The sequence below is a fragment of the Cellulosimicrobium sp. SH8 genome (assembly GCF_025818875.1).
GTDB classification, from domain to species: Bacteria; Actinomycetota; Actinomycetes; order Actinomycetales; family Cellulomonadaceae; genus Cellulosimicrobium; species Cellulosimicrobium cellulans_D.
The window spans coordinates 144,985-165,902 of sequence record NZ_JAMXMH010000013.1; the positions used below are offsets into that span (position 1 = coordinate 144,985).

General features: G+C 76.4%; 18 protein-coding genes and 1 riboswitch. Of the genes, 9 read left to right on the plus strand and 9 right to left on the minus strand.

The genetic code is table 11. The annotated features are described in order from the left end of the window. Nucleotides 1-52 precede the first annotated feature (52 nt). Entirely contained in the window at nucleotides 53-910 is an 858-nt protein-coding gene (locus tag NF338_RS18170; RefSeq protein WP_264032038.1) for an SURF1 family protein, read from the plus strand. A 45-nt stretch (nucleotides 911-955) separates the two neighbouring features. Here NF338_RS18170 and NF338_RS18175 read toward each other — a convergent pair whose 3' ends face one another. Genes NF338_RS18175 through NF338_RS18185 form a run of 3 tightly spaced genes read right to left on the minus strand, consistent with a single transcriptional unit; the run spans nucleotide 956 to nucleotide 5,548 of the window. After that, nucleotides 956-1,993, minus strand: coding sequence for a GNAT family N-acetyltransferase (locus NF338_RS18175; protein ID WP_264032039.1), 1,038 nt, complete (start codon nucleotides 1,991-1,993; stop codon nucleotides 956-958). Between the two features lie 28 nt (nucleotides 1,994-2,021). After that, nucleotides 2,022-3,755 carry an ABC transporter ATP-binding protein gene (locus tag NF338_RS18180; protein ID WP_264032040.1) on the minus strand — a complete coding sequence of 578 codons (1,734 nt, stop codon included), beginning with the start codon at nucleotides 3,753-3,755 and terminating at the stop codon, nucleotides 2,022-2,024. After that, nucleotides 3,752-5,548: an ABC transporter transmembrane domain-containing protein gene (locus NF338_RS18185; RefSeq protein ID WP_264032041.1), complete on the minus strand. Its 1,797-nt coding sequence runs from the start codon at nucleotides 5,546-5,548 to the stop codon at nucleotides 3,752-3,754. The genes NF338_RS18180 and NF338_RS18185 overlap by 4 nt, the downstream gene beginning before the upstream one ends. Before the next feature lie 124 nt (nucleotides 5,549-5,672). Between NF338_RS18185 and NF338_RS18190 the strand changes: the two genes are divergently transcribed. Continuing rightward, nucleotides 5,673-6,104, plus strand: coding sequence for a DUF3817 domain-containing protein (locus NF338_RS18190; RefSeq protein ID WP_264032042.1), 432 nt, complete (start codon nucleotides 5,673-5,675; stop codon nucleotides 6,102-6,104). Beyond that, nucleotides 6,101-7,378, plus strand: a complete 1,278-nt coding sequence (locus tag NF338_RS18195; RefSeq protein WP_264032043.1) for a ThiF family adenylyltransferase — start codon at nucleotides 6,101-6,103, stop codon at nucleotides 7,376-7,378. Before NF338_RS18190 ends, NF338_RS18195 begins: the two co-directional genes overlap by 4 nt. A gap of 40 nt (nucleotides 7,379-7,418) precedes the next feature. On the opposite strand, the gene NF338_RS18200 is transcribed toward NF338_RS18195, so the two are convergent. The 3 genes from NF338_RS18200 to thiO all read right to left on the minus strand — a co-directional run bounded on the left by NF338_RS18200 (nucleotide 7,419) and on the right by thiO (nucleotide 9,886). After that, on the minus strand, nucleotides 7,419-8,162 hold the full coding sequence (locus NF338_RS18200) for a thiazole synthase (protein ID WP_264032095.1): 744 nt from the start codon (nucleotides 8,160-8,162) through the stop codon (nucleotides 7,419-7,421). 111 nt (nucleotides 8,163-8,273) lie between these two features. Then, nucleotides 8,274-8,507: a sulfur carrier protein ThiS gene (gene thiS / locus NF338_RS18205; protein WP_264032044.1), complete on the minus strand. Its 234-nt coding sequence runs from the start codon at nucleotides 8,505-8,507 to the stop codon at nucleotides 8,274-8,276. A 5-nt stretch (nucleotides 8,508-8,512) separates the two neighbouring features. Continuing rightward, nucleotides 8,513-9,886: a glycine oxidase ThiO gene (gene thiO, locus NF338_RS18210; protein ID WP_264032045.1), complete on the minus strand. Its 1,374-nt coding sequence runs from the start codon at nucleotides 9,884-9,886 to the stop codon at nucleotides 8,513-8,515. Nucleotides 9,887-9,890: 4 nt separating this feature from the next. Next, nucleotides 9,891-9,970: riboswitch (TPP riboswitch) on the minus strand. A gap of 52 nt (nucleotides 9,971-10,022) precedes the next feature. Between thiO and thiE the strand changes: the two genes are divergently transcribed. Both thiE and guaA read left to right on the plus strand, forming a co-directional pair. Continuing rightward, nucleotides 10,023-10,748 (plus strand): thiamine phosphate synthase, encoded by a 726-nt coding sequence (thiE, locus tag NF338_RS18215; RefSeq protein ID WP_264032046.1) that lies wholly within the window; start codon nucleotides 10,023-10,025, stop codon nucleotides 10,746-10,748. A 43-nt stretch (nucleotides 10,749-10,791) separates the two neighbouring features. Beyond that, the gene (guaA, locus tag NF338_RS18220; RefSeq protein WP_318783148.1) at nucleotides 10,792-12,405 is read left to right on the plus strand and encodes a glutamine-hydrolyzing GMP synthase; all 1,614 of its coding nucleotides are present in this window, start codon (nucleotides 10,792-10,794) and stop codon (nucleotides 12,403-12,405) included. Between the two features lie 4 nt (nucleotides 12,406-12,409). Here guaA and NF338_RS18225 read toward each other — a convergent pair whose 3' ends face one another. Continuing rightward, complete coding sequence (locus tag NF338_RS18225; RefSeq protein ID WP_264032047.1) at nucleotides 12,410-13,570, minus strand: glycosyltransferase family 4 protein; 1,161 nt, start codon at nucleotides 13,568-13,570, stop codon at nucleotides 12,410-12,412. Between the two features lie 182 nt (nucleotides 13,571-13,752). Here NF338_RS18225 and NF338_RS21010 point away from each other — a divergent pair, with 182 nt between their 5' ends. Next, on the plus strand, nucleotides 13,753-14,526 hold the full coding sequence (locus NF338_RS21010) for a hypothetical protein (RefSeq protein ID WP_318783149.1): 774 nt from the start codon (nucleotides 13,753-13,755) through the stop codon (nucleotides 14,524-14,526). Between the two features lie 182 nt (nucleotides 14,527-14,708). Here the strand turns inward: NF338_RS21010 and NF338_RS18235 are convergent, their stop codons facing one another. Beyond that, complete coding sequence (locus NF338_RS18235) at nucleotides 14,709-15,248, minus strand: hypothetical protein (RefSeq protein ID WP_264032048.1); 540 nt, start codon at nucleotides 15,246-15,248, stop codon at nucleotides 14,709-14,711. After that, nucleotides 15,248-16,999: a PspC domain-containing protein gene (locus tag NF338_RS18240; protein WP_264032049.1), complete on the minus strand. Its 1,752-nt coding sequence runs from the start codon at nucleotides 16,997-16,999 to the stop codon at nucleotides 15,248-15,250. The genes NF338_RS18235 and NF338_RS18240 overlap by 1 nt, the downstream gene beginning before the upstream one ends. Before the next feature lie 136 nt (nucleotides 17,000-17,135). Here NF338_RS18240 and NF338_RS18245 point away from each other — a divergent pair, with 136 nt between their 5' ends. Genes NF338_RS18245 through NF338_RS18255 form a run of 3 tightly spaced genes read left to right on the plus strand, consistent with a single transcriptional unit; the run spans nucleotide 17,136 to nucleotide 20,874 of the window. After that, nucleotides 17,136-18,593 (plus strand): PspC domain-containing protein, encoded by a 1,458-nt coding sequence (locus NF338_RS18245; protein WP_412847207.1) that lies wholly within the window; start codon nucleotides 17,136-17,138, stop codon nucleotides 18,591-18,593. After that, the gene (locus NF338_RS18250) at nucleotides 18,590-19,288 is read left to right on the plus strand and encodes a LuxR C-terminal-related transcriptional regulator (protein WP_318783150.1); all 699 of its coding nucleotides are present in this window, start codon (nucleotides 18,590-18,592) and stop codon (nucleotides 19,286-19,288) included. Before NF338_RS18245 ends, NF338_RS18250 begins: the two co-directional genes overlap by 4 nt. A 53-nt stretch (nucleotides 19,289-19,341) precedes the next feature. Beyond that, nucleotides 19,342-20,874 carry a hypothetical protein gene (locus tag NF338_RS18255; protein ID WP_412847209.1) on the plus strand — a complete coding sequence of 511 codons (1,533 nt, stop codon included), beginning with the start codon at nucleotides 19,342-19,344 and terminating at the stop codon, nucleotides 20,872-20,874. Nucleotides 20,875-20,918: the final 44 nt, after the last annotated feature.

The window sequence follows — 20,918 nt, forward strand, 5'->3', positions numbered from 1 at the left end:
GTACGACGCCCGCGATGCGGGTTCTCGCAGGCAGCCCGGCTACCGTGGGGTCGTGCCCGAGCCCACCGCCCCACGTTCGTTCTGGGCGGTCGCCCGCCAGCCCCGCGTGGTCGGGCTGCTCGTGCTGTTCCTCCTGGCCGCCGCCGTGTGCGCGCGCCTGGGCGTCTGGCAGCTCGACCGTGCGCAGCAGCGCGCCGAGCTCTCGGCGCAGCAGGAGGCCGCGGAGCTGGAAGCCGCCGGGCCGGAGGGCGTCGGGGTGCTGCTCCCCCCGCAGTCGTCCTTCCCGGGCGAGCTCGTCGGCCGCCAGGCGTGGGTCGAGGGGGAGTACGACCCGGCGGGACAGCTCCTCGTCGAGAACCGCGCGCTCGACGGCCGCGTCGGCTACCTCGTCCTCACCCCGCTGCATGTGACCGACGACGGGACGCAGGGCGCGTCGTGGGCCGACCTCTCGGGCGCCCCCGTGCTGCCCGTGGTCCGCGGGTGGGTCGAGACGCCCGAGCAGGGCGCGGCGCTCGACCCGCCGGACGGCGTCGTGCGGCTCACGGGCTACCTGCAGGCCTCCGAGGCGGCGGGCCAGGGCGGCTCCGCCCCCGGGCTGACCGACGCCATCTCGACCGGGGCGCTCGTCAACGAGTGGGGCGGGCCGATGTACTCCGGGTACCTCGTGCTCCTCGCCTCCGACCCGGAGCAGCCGTCGGCCGCCGACGGCGGTCCGGCGCAGCTCCCGCGCCCGACGATCGAGGGCGGCACGGGCCTCAACCTGCAGAACCTGTTCTACGCGCTGCAGTGGTGGGTGTTCGGCGGCTTCGCCGTGCTGCTGTGGGTCCGGCTCGTGCGCGACGAGGCCGCCGGCGGCAAGCGCAGGACGCGCGGCGAGGACGCCGGGATCGCCGGTCTCCCCGGCGCCTGACCCGCCAGCCGGCTGGACGCCCGGGGTGCGCGGCCGTCGAGCACGTCAGCCGTCGAGCTCGAGGTCCTTGAACCACGACTCGGTGACGTAGTCGGTCTCCCAGCCGAGCGAGCGGTAGAGCTGGTCGGCCTTGGTGGGAGAGTCCGCGTCGACCTCGAGCGCCACGCGGTCGCGTCCGTCCCGGGCGGCGTCGGCGATCACCGTGGCGAGCAGGGACTTCGCCACACCGCGGCCTCGGGCGGCGCGCGTCACCCCGATGTACTCGACGTAGGTACCGGGCGCGCCGCTCTCGCCGGCGGCGAGCGACGAGCACACCACCGTGCCGGCCGGGACGCGGCGGCCCTCGTCGGTCTCCACGTACGCGAGCCACCAGTGGTCCCAGCTGTGGCCGGGGTCCTCGCGGAGCCGCTGGACGAACTCCGAGAAGCTCTCGCGGTAGGAGTTGAAGTGGTCCTGAAAGGACGTCTCCAGCATCTGGTGCACGACCTGGAGGTCGGCCGCGACGGGCAGGCCGTTCTCGTGCCGCTCGACCGGGCGCACCGTGACGCCCGCGCGGGGCGTCAGCGACGCCTCGTCCGCCGCGACCGGGCGTGTCATGTGCAGCCAGCTCCGTCGTCGCGCGTAGCCCGCCCGGGTGAGCCAGCCGGTCTGGCGGGTGTCGTCGGCGAAGGGGCTCTCGTCCAGACGCAGCGTCGCGACGCCGCGCAGGCGCGCCATCGCGACCGCCGTGCGTTCGGCCCAGCGGTAGAACGCGTCGGCGATCGCGTCGACCTCGGCCACGTCGCGGTCGAAGTAGCCCCAGACGGTCGCCCGCCCCGCGGCGCGGTCGTGCACGGTGATCCAGGCCCGCGGCACGTCGTCCGGCCCGACCGCGACGAGCTGACGGCGCGTCCACGACGCCAGCCCCGCGACCTCCGACTCGATCCCGGCGGGGTCGACGTGCGACGAGCCCGTCCCCTGCAGCTCGTCCAGACGTCGCAGCCCGACGAGCGCGTCGACGTCGGCGTAGCCGGGGACCCGGGCGCGCCACGGGTTCGGGAGGGACGGGAGGTCGTGCAGGGTGTCGCTCGTGGTGTCTGGCATCAGCACCATCTTGGCACCGCCCGGGCTCCTACTCCTGCTGCCAGGAGTGCCAGAGGCGCGCGTAGTCGCCGCCCGCCGCGACGAGCTCGTCGTGCGGGCCGATCTCGCTGATGCGGCCGCCGTCGACCACGGCGACGCGGTCGGCGTCGTGCGCGGTGTGCAGGCGGTGCGCGATCGCGACGACCGTCCGGCCCGCGAGGACGGCGTCGAGCGAGCGCTCGAGGTGGCGGGCCGCGCGCGGGTCGAGCAGCGACGTGGCCTCGTCCAGCACGAGCGTGTGCGGGTCGAGGAGCACGAGCCGCGCGAGCGCGACCTGCTGCGCCTGCGCGGGGGTGAGCACGTGCCCGCCGGACCCGACCGTCGTCTCCAGGCCGTCGGGCAGGGACTCCGCCCAGCCGCGCGCGTCCACGGCGTCGAGCGCGTCGCGGAGCTCGGCGTCGCTCGCGTCGACCTTCGCGAGCCGCAGGTTGTCCGCGAGCGTGCCGACGAACACGTGGTGCTCCTGCGTGACGAGCGCGACCTCGCGGCGCAGGTCCTCCAGCGGCAGGTCCACGAGGCGCACGCCGCCCGAGCGGACCGACCCCGCCGTGGGCGGGTGGATGCCGGCGAGCATGCGCCCGAGCGTGGACTTGCCCGCGCCGGACGGGCCGACGACGGCGAGCCGCTCGCCCGGCGCGAGATCGAGCGAGACGCCGTGCAGCACGGGGTGGCCCTCGCGGTAGGCGTACTCGACGTCGCGCGCGACGAGGCGGTCCCCGTCGGGCACGTCACCCGTCGCGGTGCGGTCGCCCGGCACCTGCGCGACGCCGACGATCCGGGCGTACGACGCCCCGGCGACCTGGATCTCGTCGAGCCAGAAGATGAGGTTCCACACCGGCCCGGCGAGCTGGAACGCGTACGTCGTCACCGTCGCGACGGCGCCGAGCGTCGTCTGGCCCTGCGACAGCAGCCACGCACCCCACACGAGCGCGGCGACCGGCGCGATCGCGATCGCGAGGTCGATGCCCGGGAAGAGCACCGTCCGCAGCCCGAGCGTGTACCTCTCGGCCTCGTACGCCTCGGTGAGGTCGGCCCGCACGCGGGCCTTGCGTCGTTCGGTGAGCGAGAGCGCGTCGACCGTGCGTGCCCCCTCGACGTTCTCCGTGATGGTGCCGTTGAGCGTCGCGTACGCGGCGGCCTCGCGCTGGTAGCCCGCCGACGCGCGCTTCAGGTACCAGCGCGAGACGACGACGAGCAGCGGCACGCCGACGAACAGCGCGATCGCGACGAGCGGCGCGACGACGACCGACGCCACGACCGTGAGCACGAGCGTCACGACGGCGACGAGGAGCTGCGGCACGCCGAACCGCACAGCGTGCTGGATGCGGTCGACGTCGTTGGTCGTGCGCGCGACGAGGTCGCCCGTGCCGGCTCGCTCGACGGTCGAGAGGGGGAGCGAGGTCACCGTCTCGACGAGGTCCTCGCGCAGCTCGGCGAACACGGTCTCGCCGAACACCATGGACAGGCGCTGCGCGTACCGGCGCAGCACGGCCTGCGCGACGACGGCCCCCGCGCCGACGGCGACGACGGTCGTCACGTAGGACGAGGTCGTGCCCTCGGTGACGGCGTCGACGAGGCGGCCGAGCAGCCACGGGCCGACGAGCCCGGCGACGGCGGCCAGGGTGTGGAGCACGGCGATCAGGACGAACGTGCCGCGGTGGCGGGCGAAGAGCTGCCCGGCGGCGGCGCGGACGGCGGGGCCGTCGGCGACGGGGAGCTTCACGACTCTCCTCCTTCGGGTGCGGTGCGGGCGAGGACGGGCGACTCGTCGAGCGAGCGTCCGACGACGCGCAGGTAGCGGGCCGCGTCGTCGTCCGGCGCGGTGCCCGACGCGTGGGCGCGGTCGACGAGGTCGCGGTGCGTGCCGCGCGCGGTGACGCGACCGCCCTCGAGGAGCAGGACCTCGTCGACGTGCTCGAGCACGAGCGGCGAGGCGGTGACGACGAGCGTCGTGCGTCCGCGCCGCGCGTCGGCGAGGCTCGCGGCGATCCGGGCCTCGGTGTGGGCGTCGACGGCGCTCGTCGGCTCGACGAGCACGAGGACCTCGGGCTCGGTGAGCAGGGCGCGCGCGAGCGCGACGCGCTGGCGCTGCCCGCCCGAGAGCGAGCGGCCCTTCTCCGGCAGCTCGCCCGCGAGGCCGTCCGGTACGGAGTCGAGCACGTCGTGGGCGTCGGCGGTCCGTACGGCGGCGAGCACGTCGGCCTCGGTCGCCGTGCCCCGCGGGTCGAGCTCGTCGCGCAGCGCGCCCGAGAAGAGCTGCGGCGTCGCCTCGGCGACCACGACCCGGCGCCGCAGCGCGTGCTTGTCGAGCTCGGCGAGCAGCGTCCCGCCGAGCCGCACGGGCGTGGCGGCCTCCGCGTCGTCGTCGAACCGGCCGAGCCGCGTGGCGACGGCCGCCGACGCGTCGGGGTCCGCGGAGACGAGCGCGACCACGCGACCGGGCTCGAGGACCAGGCCGCTCGTCTCGTCGACGAGGGGGCTGTCCTCGGGCGGCATGGGCGCGGTCGCCGGGGTCGCGCCCGCGGCGGGCTCGACGGCGAGGACGCGCACGATCTTGCGCGACGCGACGTGGGCGCGCGTGGCGATGTTGAGCATCTGCGTCGCGACCTGGAGCGGCCAGCCGAGGAACGCCGCGTACCCGTAGAACGCGACGAGCTGGCCGGGCGTGATGTCGCCGGCGAGCGCAGCCGTCGCGCCCAGGTAGACGACGAGGACGACGAGGAGGCCCGGAAGGAGCACCTGGAGCGCGTCGAGCGTGGCCTGCGTGTGCGCGACCTTGACGCCCGCCTCCCGCACCTTCTGCGACTGGCGCGCGTAGCGGCCGACGAACACGCCCTCGCCACCGATGCCGCGCAGGATCCGCAGGCCGGAGACCGTGTCCGCGCCGAGCGTCGTGAGGCGGCCCTGCGCCTCGCGCTGCGCGGCCTGGCGCTGCTGGAGCGGCTTGACGAGCAGCGCGAGCACGGCCGCGACCACGGGCAGACCCAGCACGACGACGAGCCCGAGCTGGAGCGACGTCGAGAGCATGATGACGGCCACCACGACGTACGCCCCGAGCGCGCCGAGGAACTGGCCCATCATCGAGAAGAGCTGGCCGACGCGCATGGCGTCGCTCGCCACCGTCGACACGACCTCGCCCGTGGGCAGCTCCTCCGTGATCGCGTCGCCGGAGCGCGCGGTGACGTCCCCCACGAGCTGGGACGTCGTGAGCGCGGAGCGGAGCCAGTTCGCGATGTCGAACCGGTGCTGCGTCACGCCCGTGACGACGATCCCCAGGCCCAGCGCGAGCAGGAGCCCTGCCCAGCGCCACAGCTCCGGCCCGAACCCCTCCGCGAGCCCCTCGTCGAGCGCGCGTCCGAGCATGTACGGCTGGAACGCCTGGCACGCGAAGTTGGCCAGGCCCAGCAGCACGGAGACGGTGAGCACGGTCCACTGGCGCCTGGCCAGCCAGAGCAGGTAGCGCGTCGGTCCGCGCAGGTCGGGGGTCCCCGGGTCGGGGAGGGGGAGGGGTCGCACGGTGTTCTACCCTAGGTTCGGCGTCCGACACGCGGCGACGCTTTAACCGCTGCGACCGCGTCACACGCCACCGCGCGCGGCAGGGACCGCGGCGGCCGTCTCGCCCGGAACGAGGACCTCTCCCATGACCACGCAGGACCCGGCCACCCCGACCGACGCGCCCGCCGCGGCAGCGCCCAGCACGGAGGCCGCGCGCACCGCGATCCGCAAGGCGCGCGGTGCCCTCGCCCGCTACCGGGTCCTCGCGATCATCACCGGTGTGATGCTCCTCATCTTGTGCGTCGAGATGCTCGTCAAGTACGGGGTCGGTCAGTTCGTCGACGTCGACGACGTCATGCGGTACGTGTCGTGGATCCCGTTCGCGCACGGCTGGATCTACGTCGTCTACCTCGTGACGGTCCTCGACCTGTGGACCAAGATGCGCTGGGGCTGGGGCCGCCTCGCGACCATGGTGTTCGCGGGCGTCGTGCCGGTCATGTCGTTCATCCTCGAGAAGAAGGTGCACGCCGAGGCCGAGGCCAAGCTCGCCGTCCTGGAGGAGCAGTACGCGTCATGACGGCGCCCCTCGTGCCGCTCGCGCCCCTCGTCGCACCCGGCCCCGAGCTGACCACCGCGGAGCTCGAGCGGTACGCGCGCCACCTCGCGCTGCCCGGCGTCGGTCCCGAGGGCCAGCGTCGCCTCGCGGCCGCGCGCGTGCTCGTCGTCGGCGCGGGCGGCCTCGGCAGCCCCGCCCTGCTCTACCTCGCCGCCGCGGGCGTGGGCACGATCGGCATCGTCGACGACGACGTCGTCGACACGTCCAACCTCCAGCGCCAGGTCATCCACGGCGGGCCCGACGTCGGCCGTCGCAAGGTCGACTCCGCGCGTGACGCCATCGCCGACGTCAACCCGCACGTGCGCGTCGTCGAGCACGCGGTCCGCCTCGACGCGGACACTGCGCTCGACGTGCTGCGCGGCTACGACGTCGTGCTCGACGGCGCCGACAACTTCCCCACGCGCTACCTCGTCTCCGACGCGGCCGAGGTCCTCGGCGTCCCCGTGGTCTGGGGCTCGATCTACCGCTTCCAGGGTCAGGTGAGCGTCTTCTGGGCCGCGCCGCGGTTCGCGGTGCCCGACGACGTCCCGCTCCCGGGCGGCGCGGCTCCCGTCGGCCCGGGGGACGACGAGGCGCGCGGCGTCACGTACCGCGACGTGTTCCCCGTCCCACCACCGCCCGGTGCCGCGCCCGATTGTGCGACCGGCGGGGTGTTCGGCGCGATGTGCGGGACCGTCGGCTCCGTCATGGCGACCGAGGCGATCAAGCTCGTCACCGGCGCCGGCACGACGCTGCTCGGCCGTCTCGCCGTCTACGACGCGCTCGACCTCACCTGGCGCCAGCTCACCGTGCGCGCCGACCCGACGCGCGACCCCGTCACCGCGCTCCTGCCGGGCGACGACGCGTACGCCGCGTTCTGCGGGCTCGCCCCTGCGGCCGCGGACGCCAGGCCGCTGGCGGGGGAGCGCGATGTCAGCGCGCCCGACGCCGCGGCGCTGCTCGGCGACGACGGCGCGGCCCCGTACCTGCTCGACGTGCGCGAGGACTGGGAGGCGCAAGTGCGCCCCGTCCCGGGATCGACGCTCGTGCCGAGCGGCGCGTTCCTCGGCGGCGACGCCGCCGCGGCGCTCGCGGACCTGCCGACGGACCGCACCGTGCTCGTCCTGTGCGCGGTCGGCGCCCGCTCGGCCCGCGTCGCCGACGTCGCCCGCGCGGCCGGGATCGACGCCCGCTCCGTGGTCGGCGGGGTCCCCGCCCTGCTCGACGCCGTCGCGGCGGCTTCCCCCGTCACCTAGGCCGCGTCCCGGTGCCGGGAGGGGCCCTCGGTCGCCGGTGTCAGAGGGCGAGGTCGAGGCGGCCGTCCGGGGACGAGCTCGCGAGGGCGCCCTCGCGGCGGGGGATCCGGCCCGCACCGACGGCGAGGCGGCCGGACTCGACGGCGAGGCGCATCGCGTGCGCCATCCGGACCGGGTCGGCGGCCCGCGTGACGGCGGTCGCGAGCAGGACGCCGTCGCACCCGAGCTCCATGGCCTGCGCGGCGTCGGACGCCGTCCCGATCCCTGCGTCGAGGATCACGGGCACGCGCGCGGCGGCGGCGATCGCCTCGATGTTGCGGGGGTTGAGGATGCCGAGGCCGGTGCCGATCGGGGCGCCGAGCGGCATGACCGCGGCGCACCCTGCGTCCTCGAGCCGGCGCGCGAGGATCGGGTCGTCGTTCGTGTAGGGCAGCACGACGAACCCGTCCCGGACGAGCTGCTCGGCCGCCTCGACGAGGCCGACGGGGTCGGGCAGGAGCGTGACGTCGTCCGCGATCACCTCGAGCTTGACCCACTCCGTGCCGCACGCCTCGCGCGCGAGGTGCGCGGTGAGCACGGCCTCGCGCACGGAGAAGCACCCGGCCGTGTTGGGCAGCGCCCGGATGCCGAGGCGCGCGAGCAGCGCCCAGATGCCGGCGTCGGGGCTGGCGTCGCCACCGGCTCGCACGGCGACGCGGCGCATCGCGACCGTCGTCAGCGCGGTGCCCGACGCGACGAGCGCGTCCTCGAGCGTGAGCAGGTTCGCCGCCCCGCCGGTGCCCATGACGAGGCGCGACCCGATGGTCGCGCCCGCGACGACGAGTGGGTCGTCGGCGAGGCCTTGGCGGTCTGCGGGTCGGCGCGGGGTGGTGTCGGTCGTGGTCACGGGTCCTCCTCAGCCGCCCTGGACGGCGGTGACGATCTCGATGCGGTCGCCGGGCGCGACGACGGTCGTCGCCCACGAGCCGCGCGGCACGACGGCGTCGTCCACGGCGACGGCGACGCCTTGCGGCGTCCCGTCGGCGACGTACGCGGGCACGAGCGCCGCGACGAGCTGCTCGAGGTGCACGGGGGCGGCGAGCGGGTACGGCTCGCCGTTGACGAGCGCGGTCGGAGCAGGTGCGGTCACGGGGATCACCTCGGTGTCGTCGTGGAGAAGGCGCCCGCCCGGGAGGCGTCGAACCCGGGATCGCTCCCCAGGTCGGGCTCGCCGTGGGGAGCGACCCCGGGTTCGGCGAAGCGGTCGGTGCGGGTCGGGGCGAGGGCGGCGGCGACGTCGGTCGGGAGCGCGGCACCCGTGAGCCCGGCCACCACCGCGTCGGCGGTGAGCGGCGCGAGCAGGATGCCGTTGCGGCCGTGCCCCGTCGCGAGGTGCAGCCCCGGGACGGCGGTCGGGCCGACGAGCGGCAGGTTGTCCGGGGTCGCAGGGCGGGCCCGAGGCGTCACGTCGACGAGCGCCGCCTCGTCGATCCCGGGCAGGAGCGCGCGCGCGTCGCGCAGCAGGGCGAAGACGCCGCCCGCGGTCGCGCGGCGGTCGTCGGGGTTCTCCTCGGTGGTCGCCCCGACGACGACCTCGCGGTGCCCCGCGCAGCCGTGACCCTGCCCGTCCGGGACGGGGTCGCGCGGCACGACGTACACCGGCCGCCCCTGCACCACCCCGCGCACCACGTGCTCCAGCGCGAGGTCCGGCCCGGCGTCGAGGCGCAGCGTCTGTCCCTTGACGGGGCGCGTCGGTACGACGACGCCCGGCACGTCCGCGAGCAGCGCGCCGGACTCCCAGCCCGCCGCGACGACGACCGCACCCGCGGCGTGGAGCCGGCCCGCGTCGTCGTGCACCCCCACGACCTGCCCGGCCGGGCCGAGCGCGAGCCGCGTCGCGGACGCCCGCACGACGACGGCGCGCGCCGCGGTGCGAGAGCCGACGCCCTGGACCGTCCCCGGCCCGTCGCCCGCGCCGAGCGCGCCGAGCAGCGCCGCGTGCGTCGCGCGCGGGTCGACCGCGTGGTCCTCGGGCGCCCACGCCGCGCCCGCGACCCGCGGGCCGAGGTACGGCTCGCGTCGGCGGGCGTCGGCGACGGTGAGCTCGTGCGACGCGAGGCCGTGCTCCGCGTGGAGGGCGAGGACGCGGCGGAGCAGCGCGAGGTCGTCGGCGTCGTAGGCGAGCGTGAGGGTGCCCGCGGTGCGCAGCCCGACGTCGGCCCCGGTCGCGGCGCGCAGGTCGGCGGCGAAGCCGGGCCACGCCCCGGCGGCGGCGAGGTGCAGGCGCAGTGCGTCGTCCTCGCCGAAGTCGGCCTCCGTGACCGGGGCGAGCATCCCGGCGGCGGCGTGCGTCGCGCCGTCGCCCGGCGACGGGTCGAGCACCGTGACGCTCAGCCCCGCGCGCGCGGCGCGCCACGCGACGGCGAGCCCCACGATCCCGCCGCCCACGACGACGACGTCGCGCGCGCCGTCGGGCACGGCGGGACCGGCTCCCGGCGAGCGGGGCCCAGGACGGACAGGGGTGTGCATGCGCGCTCCCTTCGCTGGCATGACCCAGATCAGGTTCGACGGTCGGCTCCGACGCCCTCTCAGCCCCGTGCGGGGCTCCCGTGCTGTCGGCCACAGTACCGCCTGCCCCGGGCCCGCCGCGGCTAGGCTCCGGCGGGTGAGCCCCGAGACCTTCGCCACGCCCGCCGCCCCCGCCCCGTCGGCACTTGACGACGTGCGCGCCCGCCTCGCCGACGCGCGCCTCTACCTGTGCACGGACGCGCGCGAGGAGCGCGGCGACCTCGAGGACTTCCTGCGGGCGGCGCTCGCGGGCGGGGTCGACGTGGTCCAGCTCCGCGACAAGACGCTCGACGCGGCGCGCGAGCTCGAGCTCCAGGAGCTCGTCGCACGGGTCGCGACGGAGCACGGCGCCCTGTGGGCCGTGAACGACCGGGCCGACGTCGCACGGCTCACCGGGGCCCCCGTCGTCCACATGGGTCAGGGTGACCTGCCGGTCTCCGCGGTGCGCTCCCTCCTCGGCGCGGCACCCGCGCTCGGCCGGTCCACGCACTCGGCCGACCAGGCGGCCGCGGCCGAGGCGGACCCGGACGTCGACTACTTCTGCGTGGGCCCGCTGTGGGCGACGCCCACCAAGCCGGGGCGTGCCGCAGTCGGGCTCGACCTGCTGCGCACGGTCGCCGCGACGCGGCCTGGCACGCCGTGGTTCGCGATCGGCGGGGTCGACCTGGACCGGCTCGACGCGGTGCTCGACGCCGGTGCGGACCGCGTCGTCGTGGTCCGGGCGATCACGCAGGCGCCGGACCCGGAGCGTGCCGCGCGCGCGCTGCGCGAGCGCGTGGCAGGACGAGCCGCCGCGCGACCCGGCGAGCGCACCGACGCCTGAGACGCGTGACGGTCGCCCGCCGCGCGGCGACTATCCTGGACCGGTGACGTCACCCGCCACCGCTCCCGACACCCCCACCACCGCCGAGGTCGCCGCGACCCCGCGGCCCGTGCTCGTCGTCGACTTCGGCGCCCAGTACGCGCAGCTCATCGCGCGCCGTGTGCGCGAGGCCAAGGTCTACTCCGAGATCGTGCCGCACACCTTCACGGTCGAGCAGATGCTCGCGAAGGACCCGGTGGCGATCATCCTCTCCGGCGGTCCGTCGTCGGTGTACGCGACCGGCGCGCCGTTCGTCGACCCGGCGCTGTTCGCCGCCGGCGTGCCCGTCATGGGCATCTGCTACGGGTTCCAGGCCATGGCGAAGGCGCTCGGCGGCGAGGTCGCCCAGACGGGCCTGCGCGAGTACGGCGGCACCGAGGTCGAGGTGTGCGCCGCGGGCGTGCTGCTCGACGGCACGCCGGAGAACCAGACCACGTGGATGAGCCACGGCGACGCGGTGCACCGTGCGCCCGAGGGCTTCGAGGTCCTCGCGACGTCCGCCGGCTCGCCCGTCGCGGCGTTCGAGGACACCACGCGCCGCCTGTACGGCGTGCAGTGGCACCCCGAGGTCAAGCACTCCGCGCACGGCCAGACGGTGCTCGAGCACTTCCTGTACGACGGCGCCGGACTGGCCCCGGACTGGACGCCCGGCAACGTCATCGCGGACCAGGTCGCGGCGATCCGCGCCCAGGTCGGCGACGCGCGCGTCATCTGCGCCCTCTCCGGCGGCGTCGACTCCGCGGTCGCGGCGGCGCTCGTGCAGCGCGCCGTGGGCGACCAGCTCACGTGCGTGCACGTGGACCACGGGCTCATGCGCGCGGGCGAGGTCGAGCAGATCGAGCGCGACTTCGTCGCGGCGACCGGCGTCAACCTGGTCATCCGCGACGAGAAGGAGCGGTTCCTCACCGCGCTCGCCGGGCACAGCGACCCGGAGACGAAGCGCAAGATCATCGGCCGCGAGTTCATCCGCGTGTTCGAGGACTCCGCGCGCCAGATCGTCGAGGACGCGGGCGAGCACGGCGCCGAGGTCAAGTTCCTCGTCCAGGGCACGCTGTACCCGGACGTCGTCGAGTCGGGCGGCGGCGAGGGCGCGGCGAACATCAAGAGCCACCACAACGTCGGCGGCCTGCCCGACGACCTGCAGTTCTCGCTCGTCGAGCCGCTGCGCACCCTGTTCAAGGACGAGGTCCGCGCGGTCGGCCGCGAGCTCGGGGTGCCCGAGGAGATCGTCGCCCGCCAGCCGTTCCCCGGCCCGGGCCTCGGCATCCGCATCGTCGGCGAGGTCACGGCGGACCGCCTGGAGACGCTGCGCGCCGCGGACGCGATCGCGCGCGAGGAGCTGACGAAGGCCGGGCTCGACAACGAGATCTGGCAGTGCCCGGTCGTGCTGCTCGCCGACGTGCGCTCGGTCGGCGTCCAGGGCGACGGCCGCACCTACGGTCACCCGATCGTGCTGCGCCCCGTCTCGTCCGAGGACGCGATGACGGCCGACTGGACGCGCCTGCCCTACGACGTGCTGTCCGTCATCTCGACGCGCATCACCAACGAGGTGGCCGAGGTCAACCGGGTCGTGCTCGACGTGACGAGCAAGCCCCCGGGCACCATCGAGTGGGAGTGACCCCCTAGCGGGACGGACGGGCCCGACGATCCACGGCGATCGTCGCGGCCCGTTCGTATGCTGCCTCCACGTCGGCGAGCACGCGGGGCCAGCCGGCCGACGACGGCACGTCCCGGTTGTGGGCGATGATCCGGTCGAGCAGGCCGTCCTCGGTCGCGAGGCGCACGAGCGCGTCCGCGAGGCCGGGGTCGTCGTCCGCGACGAGCGCGTCGACGCCGTCGGTGAGGCGCTCCGCGACGCCCGACTGCGAGCGGGTGAGGACCGCCAGCCCGGCGGCCTGGCCCTCGAGCGCGGCGATGCCGAACGCCTCCTCGACGGCGGGCGCGGCGAACACGTCGGCGCGCGCGTAGAGCCGCTTGAGCCCCGTCGCGTCGAGGCGGCCGGGGAGCGACACGACCGACCCCAGCCCGTGCTCGGCGACGAAGCGCCGTGCGTCGGCCAGCTCGGGGCCGTCCCCCGCGAGCGTCACGTGGAGCGCGCCCTCGGGGAGGCGTGCGACGGCGTCGCGCACGACCTCGAGGAGCGGCAGCACGCGCTTGCGCGGCGCGAACCGCGTCGCCGCCACGACGTGGACGGCGGCGCCCTCCATGCGCTCGGCGCGCTCGGTGCGCGGCACGCGCCACGCGTCGAGGTCGAGGCCGTTGTGCAGCACCACGACCTCGCCGTGGTCGCCGACGATGCGGCGCAGGGGAGCCGCCGTCAGCTCGCTCACGGCCGACCACAGCACGGGCCAGCGCGACCACCGCACGACGCGGTCGAGCCCGGCGAACGCCCTCTCCGCCCCGCCCCAGACGCTGTGCACCGTGAGCACGGCGGGCAGTCCCGCGCGCACGACGGTGCGCAGGGACGCCTGCGTCGAGGGCGTGAGGACGCCCATGTGGAGGTGCACGACGTCGGGCCGGCCCGCGCGCAGGATCCTCGCTACGTGGTGCGGCGCGCGCGGGTGGACGGGGTAGCCGCCCGGGACGCGTGCGGCGAGCCGGTGCACCGTGACGTCGCCGTCCTGCTCGGTCGAGACGCCGTGCGCGCCGGGACGGGCGGGCGTGGTGCACACGACGGACACGTCGTGGCCGGCCGCCGCCTGCTGCTGCGCGAGTCGCGCGACCTGGGTCTCGATCCCGCCGAGCAGGGGGAGGTAGCAGTCGGTCAGGTGGGTGATGCGCACGGACCGCATCCTCCCATCCCGTCGCGACGCGCTGAGGTGCGCGTTCGCCGCGCGGTCCGTCGTCGTCGTCGCTACCGTGGGTCCCGTATGGGTGGTTCGACCGCCCTGCGGCGGTCCCGCGCCCGCGGGTCACCGCCCGCGGAGCGGCAGCAGGTGGGTCCTGACGAAGGGGAGAACGCGCCATGTCGAGCACCGTCACCGTCACTCCGGCCAAGGGGGCGCGGGGCATCGGCCTCGTGTCGATCATCGCCGGCATCGTCCTCCTCCTCGCGGGCATCGGCACCTGGATCGTCGTGGCGAACCAGCTGTCCGCCGAGGAGATCACCGTCTCGGACGACGCGTCGTTCCTGGCGGGCCGCCACGTCAACGGGCCGCTCACCGCGTACGCGCAGGCCGAGGTCATCAACAAGCACGCGCTCGAGGCGAGCGGCGGCCAGACCTACGCCGAGCTCGACCAGGACGACCCGACCCGCCAGACCGTCATGACGGCGTCGTTCCTGCGGGCGTCGCTGTTCACGTCCGTCGTCGCGTTCGGGGTGTGCCTGCTCGTCATGGGGCTCGGCGTCCTGTTCATCCTCGTCGGGATCGCCCTCCGGCGGCTCGCGGGCGGCCCCAGCGTCGCGGTCGAGACTCCGGGGGCGTACACGTCGTCGGGTGACCTGTCGGACGCCGGGCGCCACGTCGCGCCCGCGCACGCGGAACCCTCGCCGACGGCTCCGCCCGTCCGTCCGGAGCCGGCACGCCCGGTCGAGGCGCCGGGTCGCACGTCCGCGCTCTCGACACCCGGTGCGGAGGCCCGGGCGGCCGCGACGCCGGTCGAGCCGACGGGCGCGCCGGGGACGGGGACCCCGTCCGCCCCGGGGGCGTCGCCGGCAGCGTCGCCCGACACCACGACGCCCACGACCGGCCCCACGGGCACCCCGCCCGAGCGTCGGGGTGACGAGCCCACCCCCTGACCGTCCCGGCCGTCCGTCCGGACGTCGAGGACCCGTTCCCGCCGGGTCGCACCGGGGAGAGCGTGCGGGGCGGCGTCGCTCGGACACGACGAGGGGCCGTGGCACACGTGCCACGGCCCCTCGCTGTGTCTCGGCCCGCCGTCTCTCGACCTGCGGTCGCCCACGCGGGGGCCGGACCGGGCTCAGCCTCGCCGGCGCCGGGCCCCCGAGACGATGGACCCGACCACGAGCGTGAGGCCCGCTGCGGCGAGCACGACGATCGTGGCCAGCCCGAGGTCGACCCGCGCGCCGAGGGCGGCGGCGAGCACGACGACGCCGAACGCGACGATGACGAAACCCCACACGATCGTGGAGACGCGGGGACCGCGTCGCGCGGGCGAGAGGGGCTCGGCGGGCACGGTGGGCGACACGGGCGCCGTGGGCGAGGTCGGGGGGACCGACGGCCCGACCGGCGGGACGGCGCCGGCAGTCCGGCCGGTCGTCGTCGTGCCGCCAGGGGCGGTACCCGGGTGCCCGGGGGCCGGCTGACCGGGCACGTCCAGGACGGAGGTCTCCCCGTCCCGCGCAGGCCCGGCCGGCAGCGGCTCCGTGGCCGGTGCCTCCGTGGACAGCGGGACCGTCGGGTGCGTGGCGTCCGCCTCCGGGGCCCCGGCCCGCGGGGTGTCGAACAGCTCGTCGCCGAGCGGCCGCGTGTCGTCGTCGCGGCGTGCTGAGTCGTTCATCAGTTCTCCTCGATCGTGATCTGGCCGGCCCCGACCTCGACCTGCAGCACCAGCAGCGGGTCGTCGCCGGACTGGACCTCGTCGTTGTCGAACGTGACCGGCCGCGTGCTGACGCCGCCGATCTCCTGCCGGTCGCCGTCGACGAGCCAGCGGGCGTTCCCCGCGAGCACCTGGACCTCCGCGCGGACGGGGACCCCGTCCGGCACCACCACGGTCGCGTCGCCAGCGCCGAGCTGGATCGGGACCTCGACGGGAGAGGTGCCGGACGCGTCGGACAGGTCGAGCCCGGAGAGGTCGATCGTCGGGTCGCCGAACGTCACGCCGAACCCCTCCTCGGCGACGTCCGGGTCGGTCACGCGGTGCGTGCCGTCCGTGACGGTCCGCACCGAGTCGTCCAGGAAGAACGTGAACGGGGCGGACCGCCACGCAGAGGCCGGCAGGGCGACGACCAGCAGGAGCACCGCGAGCCAGCCGAGGCCGCCGCTCGTGCGCCCGCGCAGGCCGCTCACGACGATGGCGAGGCCCGCGAGGATCCCGGTCAGGCCGGCCCAGGTGAGGAACACGGGCCAGGGCAGCTCGCCCTGCCGGTCGACGACGAGGAGGAACGCGCCGAGCAGGAGGCTCAGCCCGACGACGACCCCCGTCGTGGTCGCCCCGGGCCCGCGGGGGCGCGGGGGCTTCGGCGGCTGCGGGGCGCGCGGAGGACGCGGCGGCTGCTGCCCGGACGGGTTCCGCGGCCCCTGGTGGACGCGCGGCGGCGCGGCGGCCTGCGGTGCGAGGGGCGCCGTCGCGCCGAGCGGTGCGCCCGGGGCGTACGGGGGGACGGGCACGGTCGCCCCCGGCGCGGTCGAGGCGTAGGGGCTCGCCTCGGCCGACCAGGTGACCCGGTCCTGAGGTCCGGACGGCGGGCCGCCGGCGGGGGTACCGGGCGAGCCCCACGGGGCGTCGGTCGGCGCGGCGCCGCCGGGGGCGGGCGGCACGTACCCCGGGCCCGTGGGTCCGTGGCCGGGAGCGCTCGGGCCGTAGCCGGGAGCGCCAGGACCACCGGTGCCCGGTGCGCCGGGGCCGCCGGCCCACGGGGGCGTCGGCGGCGGCGCGCCCTGGGGTCCCCGGGGTCCGCGCTGCGTGAGCGCGGAGACCACGACGACCGCGACGGTCACGAACGCCGCGACCCAGAACAGGCCGGTCAGCCACCCCAGGTGGAGCGCGTCCCACCACGACCACCAGCCGCCGCCCCAGGAGAACCCGACGACGACGAACGCGGCCGCGCCGAGCAGCGCGACGTCCACGTTGCCGCGGAACGCCTCCTGGAGGTGGATGCGCCCGTCACGCCGCTCCGGCAGCAGGGCCCAGGCCGCGCCGTAGAGCACGAGCCCGGCGCCCGACAGGAAGAACGTCACGAAGAGGAGCCCGCGCACGATGAGCGGGTCGATCCCGAACCGCTCGGCGACGCCGGACGCGACACCGCCGATCCACCGGTCGTCCGAGCGGAAGATGCCCACGCGGCGGACGGCGTCGAAGAAGCCGTCGGTGCCGTTCGGGCGGGTCGTGCCAGGGCCCTGTGGCGGACCCTGCGGGGAGCCGTGCGGAGGAGCCTGACCGGGGTCGGTCGGGCCGGCGGGGCCGGCCCACGCGGGGTCGGGTCCGCCCGCACCGGGAGGGACGGTGCCCGGCTGCGCGCCGGACGCTTCGGCGGCGCCGCCGGAGGGCCCGGGCTGGGGGCCGGGTCCGGGAAGGTCGGGAGTGCTCATGGCAACCATGCTGGCGCGGGAGCCGCGTCACCGGTATCGGGTGCCACCCTGACCCGACCCTGAACCGGCTGCCGCTCGACCCTGGTTTCGCGGTCCGGGGGCGGTCCGGGCGCCCGGGACGTGTGACGATCGGGGGGTGACGACTCCCGCCCGCCCCGGCCCGCGGCCCGGCGCACCGACCGGTGCCGGGCCCGGTCCGCGACCGCGCGACCTGCCGCTGCGCCGCCCCGAGCGCGGCCGGTGGGTCGCCGGCGTGTGCGCCGGGCTCGCGGCGCACCTGGGCGTGAGCGTCGGTGTCGTGCGCCTCGTGATGGCGTTCCTCGGGCTCGCGGGCGGCGCCGGCGTCGCGCTCTACGTGTTCTGGTGGCTCACGGTCCCGTCCGGCGACCCGGCCGCGGCGCGCGACGAGCAGCGCCCGGCGTCGTTGTCGCGGCTCGCGCCACGCCTCCAGGGCAGCGTGCGCAGGCTCCCGGTGCGCGACGTCGCGATCGGCGTCGTGCTGCTGGGCGGCGCCGCGCTGCTGGTCGCGCTGCGCACCGGGATCGACGTCGAGGTGTCGTGGGTGATCCCGGTCCTCATCGCGCTCGCGGGCGCGGCGCTCGCGTGGAGCCAGCTCGACGCCGTCGAGCGCGGTCGGCTGCTCACGCGGGCCGGCGGCCGCACGCCCGCCGGGGTCCTCCGCATCGCCGGCGGCGTCGTGCTCGTCCTCGTGGGCATCGTCCTGCTCGTGGGGCAGGACGCGCGGCCCACCCAGATCGTCCGCGCGGCGGTCGCGGCGGTCGCCGTGCTCGGCGGCGTCGCGATCGTGCTCGCGCCGTGGTGGCTGAAGCTGGTGCGCGAGCTCGGCGACGAGCGGGCCGCGCGCGCCCGCGAGGCCGAGCGCGCCGACATCGCCGCGCACCTGCACGACTCCGTGCTGCAGACGCTCGCGCTCATCCGCGCGCGGTCGTCCGACGCCGACACCGTCGCGCGCCTCGCGCGCGCCCAGGAGCGCGAGCTGCGCGAGTGGCTGTACGACGACCGGCCCTCGCCGGGGACGTCGCTCGCCGCCGAGCTGCGCGGGCTCGTCGCGGAGGTCGAGGACGGGCGCGTGGGCCGGCGTGCGGAGCCCATCGGGGCGCCCCTCGGAGCGCCCGGCGGCGGGTCGACCGGCGAGTCCGACCCCGGGCCGGTCGTGGTCGACGTCGTCATGGTGGGCGACTGCACGCCCACCCAGGAGACCGCCGCGCTGCTGCAGGCGACCCGCGAGGCGCTCGTCAACGCCGTCGCGCACGGCGGGCCGCCCTACTCGGTCTACCTGGAGGTCAGCGACGCGGCCGTCGAGGTCTTCGTGCGCGACCGCGGGGACGGCTTCGACATGGAGGACGTCGCACCCGACCGGTTCGGCGTCCGGGAGTCGATCCTCGGCCGGGTCCAGCGCCGCGGCGGCAAGGCCGAGATCATCAGCCGGCCGGGCTGGGGCACGGAGGTACGGTTGCGCGTGCCGCGGGCCGTGACGGCAGAGCCCGAGCCCGCCCGCCCGCCGTCGAGCACGCCGTCGCCCGCACCGTCGAGCCCACCGTCGAGCCCACCGTCGAACCAGGAGACCCCGTGACGACCATCCCCAGCACGCCGGCCGCCGGCGGCCCCGCGACCGGTCCCGTCCCGGTGGTGCTCGTCGACGACCACCACATGTTCCGGGCGGGCGTGCGCGCGAGCCTCGACCCGGCGCTCGTCGCCGTGGTGGGGGAGGCGGACGACGTCGAGTCGGCGGTCGCGCGCGTGCACGAGCTGCGCCCCCCGGTCGTCCTGCTGGACGTGCACCTGCCCGGCGGCAGCGGGGGCGGCGGCGCGGAGGTCATCCAGCGCTGCACCGACCTGCTCGGCGACGTGCGGTTCCTCGCGCTCTCGGTGTCGGACGCCGCGGAGGACGTCGTCGCGGTCATCCGCGCCGGGGCGCGCGGGTACGTGACCAAGGCGATCTCGGGGCCGGACCTGTCGGCCGCCGTCGGGCAGGTCGCGGGCGGCGACGCGGTGTTCTCGCCGCGCCTCGCGGGCTTCGTGCTCGACGCGTTCGGCACGGGGGCCGGTGACGTCGCGGTGCGCGACGACGAGCTCGACCGGCTCTCGGCCCGCGAGCAGGAGGTCATGCGCCTCATCGCGCGCGGGTACACCTACCGCGAGGTCGCGTCCGAGCTGTTCATCTCGATCAAGACGGTCGAGACCCACGTCTCCGCGGTCCTGCGCAAGCTCCAGCTCTCCTCCCGCCACGAGCTCACCCGCTGGGCGGCCCAGCGCCGCCTCCTCTAGCGGCGCCGCCCCGTGTCGCGCGTCCGCCGCGGGTCCGGCGCACACTGGCGGGTGTGAGCATGGCAGCCCGTGCCTCGCGCCGAGAGCCCGCTGCCGCGCGGTGGGGGTGGGTCGTGGCCGCCGTCGTGGCGGTGCTGGCGTTCGTGGTGCGGTGGCACCTCGTCGGCGGGTCGGCCGGTGTCGGCGCGTACCGCGGGTACGACGACGGCGTGTACTTCTCGGCGGCGGTCGCGTTCGTGCACGGCCGCCTGCCGTACCGAGACTTCCTGCTGCTGCACCCGCCCGGCTCGATGCTCGCCCTGACGCCCTTCGCGGGGCTCACCGCGTGGACGAGCGACGACCAGGCGCTCGTCGCCGCGCGTGTCGGCCTCATGCTCGTCGGCGCGGCGAACGCCGTGCTCGTGACGCGCGTCGCGCGCCGGTGGGGTGCGACGGCGGCGGTCGTGGGCGGCGTCCTGTACGCGGTGTCCTTCGCCGCGGCGTGGGCCGAGCGGGTCACGCTGCTCGAGCCCCTGGGGTCGCTGTGCCTGCTCGGCGGGGTCGTGCTGCTGCTCCGCGGCCTCGACGTGCGCACGGAGGGCGCCGGGAGCGGGCGTCTCTGGGTGGGTGCGGGCGGGGCCGTGCTCGGGCTCGGCGCGACGGTCAAGATCTGGGGCGTGGTGCCGCTGCTCGTCGTGCTCCTCTGGCTCCTGGCCGTCGGTGGGTGGCGCACCGCGGCCCGCGCCGGCGCGGGCGCCGTCGTCGCGCTGGCGACCGTGCTGCTGCCGTTCTTCCTCGCCGCGGGTCTGGACATGGTCCGGATGGTCGTGCTCACCCAGCTCGGCCGGCCGCGGGCGACGACGGACCTCGAGCAGCGGCTCGTGTGGATCACGGGGACGGGCGGCCTCGACGAGCTCGTGTCGCACCGGGCCCAGGTCGCGGTGGTCTGGGCCGTGCTGGCGCTCGTGACCGTCGCGGCGGTCGTCGCCTGGGCCGGGCGGCGCGGGCGGCTGTGGGTCGCGCTGCTCGTGGTGCAGGTCGGCGTGCTCCTGGCCGCGCCGTCCGCGTACGCGCAGTACGCGGCCTTCGCGGCCCCGGCCCTGGTGCTCGTCCTGGCGGCGGCGTGCTCGCTCGTGCCGCGCCCGGGCCGGGTGGTGGTAGGGGCGGTCCTGGGGGCCGGGGCCGGCGCCCTCCTGGTGGCGGCCGTGCTGACCGCTCCCCGGATCGTGCCCATCCCGACGGCCGAGGTCGCGGCCCGGCTCCCCGACGACGGCTGCGTCCGTGCCGACTCTCCCGGGGTGCTCGCCGTCCTCGACGTGCTGAGCCGCGACCTCGAGCGCGGCTGCGAGCTCCCGGTGGACCTGTCCGGGTACGCGTACGACCTCGGCACGCACGACGCCGCGGGCGAGGCCGTCCCGCGCCGTCGGAACCTCGCCTGGCAGGACGAGGCGCTGCGCTACCTGACCTCGGGGACGTCCGCCGTCCTCGTGCGGACGACGGGCGACGGGTTCAGCGAGGAGACCCGACGGACCCTCGACGAGACGACGACGACCGTGCTCGACCGGCCCGGGGTGCGGGTGCTGGTCCCGCACGACGACCCCGGGTGACCGGGACGCCCAGCGGGCCGGGAGGTCCCGGTCATGAGCCGGCA

Coding starts and splice junctions, on each gene's coding strand:
- NF338_RS18195 (WP_264032043.1), top strand. CDS start 6,101: ATGACGGCGCCCCTCGTGCCGCTCGCGCCCCTCGTCGCACCCGGCCCC.
- NF338_RS18235 (WP_264032048.1), bottom strand. CDS start 15,248: ATGAACGACTCAGCACGCCGCGACGACGACACGCGGCCGCTCGGCGAC.
- NF338_RS21010 (WP_318783149.1), top strand. CDS start 13,753: ATGTCGAGCACCGTCACCGTCACTCCGGCCAAGGGGGCGCGGGGCATC.
- NF338_RS18190 (WP_264032042.1), top strand. CDS start 5,673: ATGACCACGCAGGACCCGGCCACCCCGACCGACGCGCCCGCCGCGGCA.
- thiO (WP_264032045.1), bottom strand. CDS start 9,886: ATGCACACCCCTGTCCGTCCTGGGCCCCGCTCGCCGGGAGCCGGTCCC.
- NF338_RS18200 (WP_264032095.1), bottom strand. CDS start 8,162: ATGGGCACCGGCGGGGCGGCGAACCTGCTCACGCTCGAGGACGCGCTC.
- NF338_RS18240 (WP_264032049.1), bottom strand. CDS start 16,999: ATGAGCACTCCCGACCTTCCCGGACCCGGCCCCCAGCCCGGGCCCTCC.
- NF338_RS18175 (WP_264032039.1), bottom strand. CDS start 1,993: ATGCCAGACACCACGAGCGACACCCTGCACGACCTCCCGTCCCTCCCG.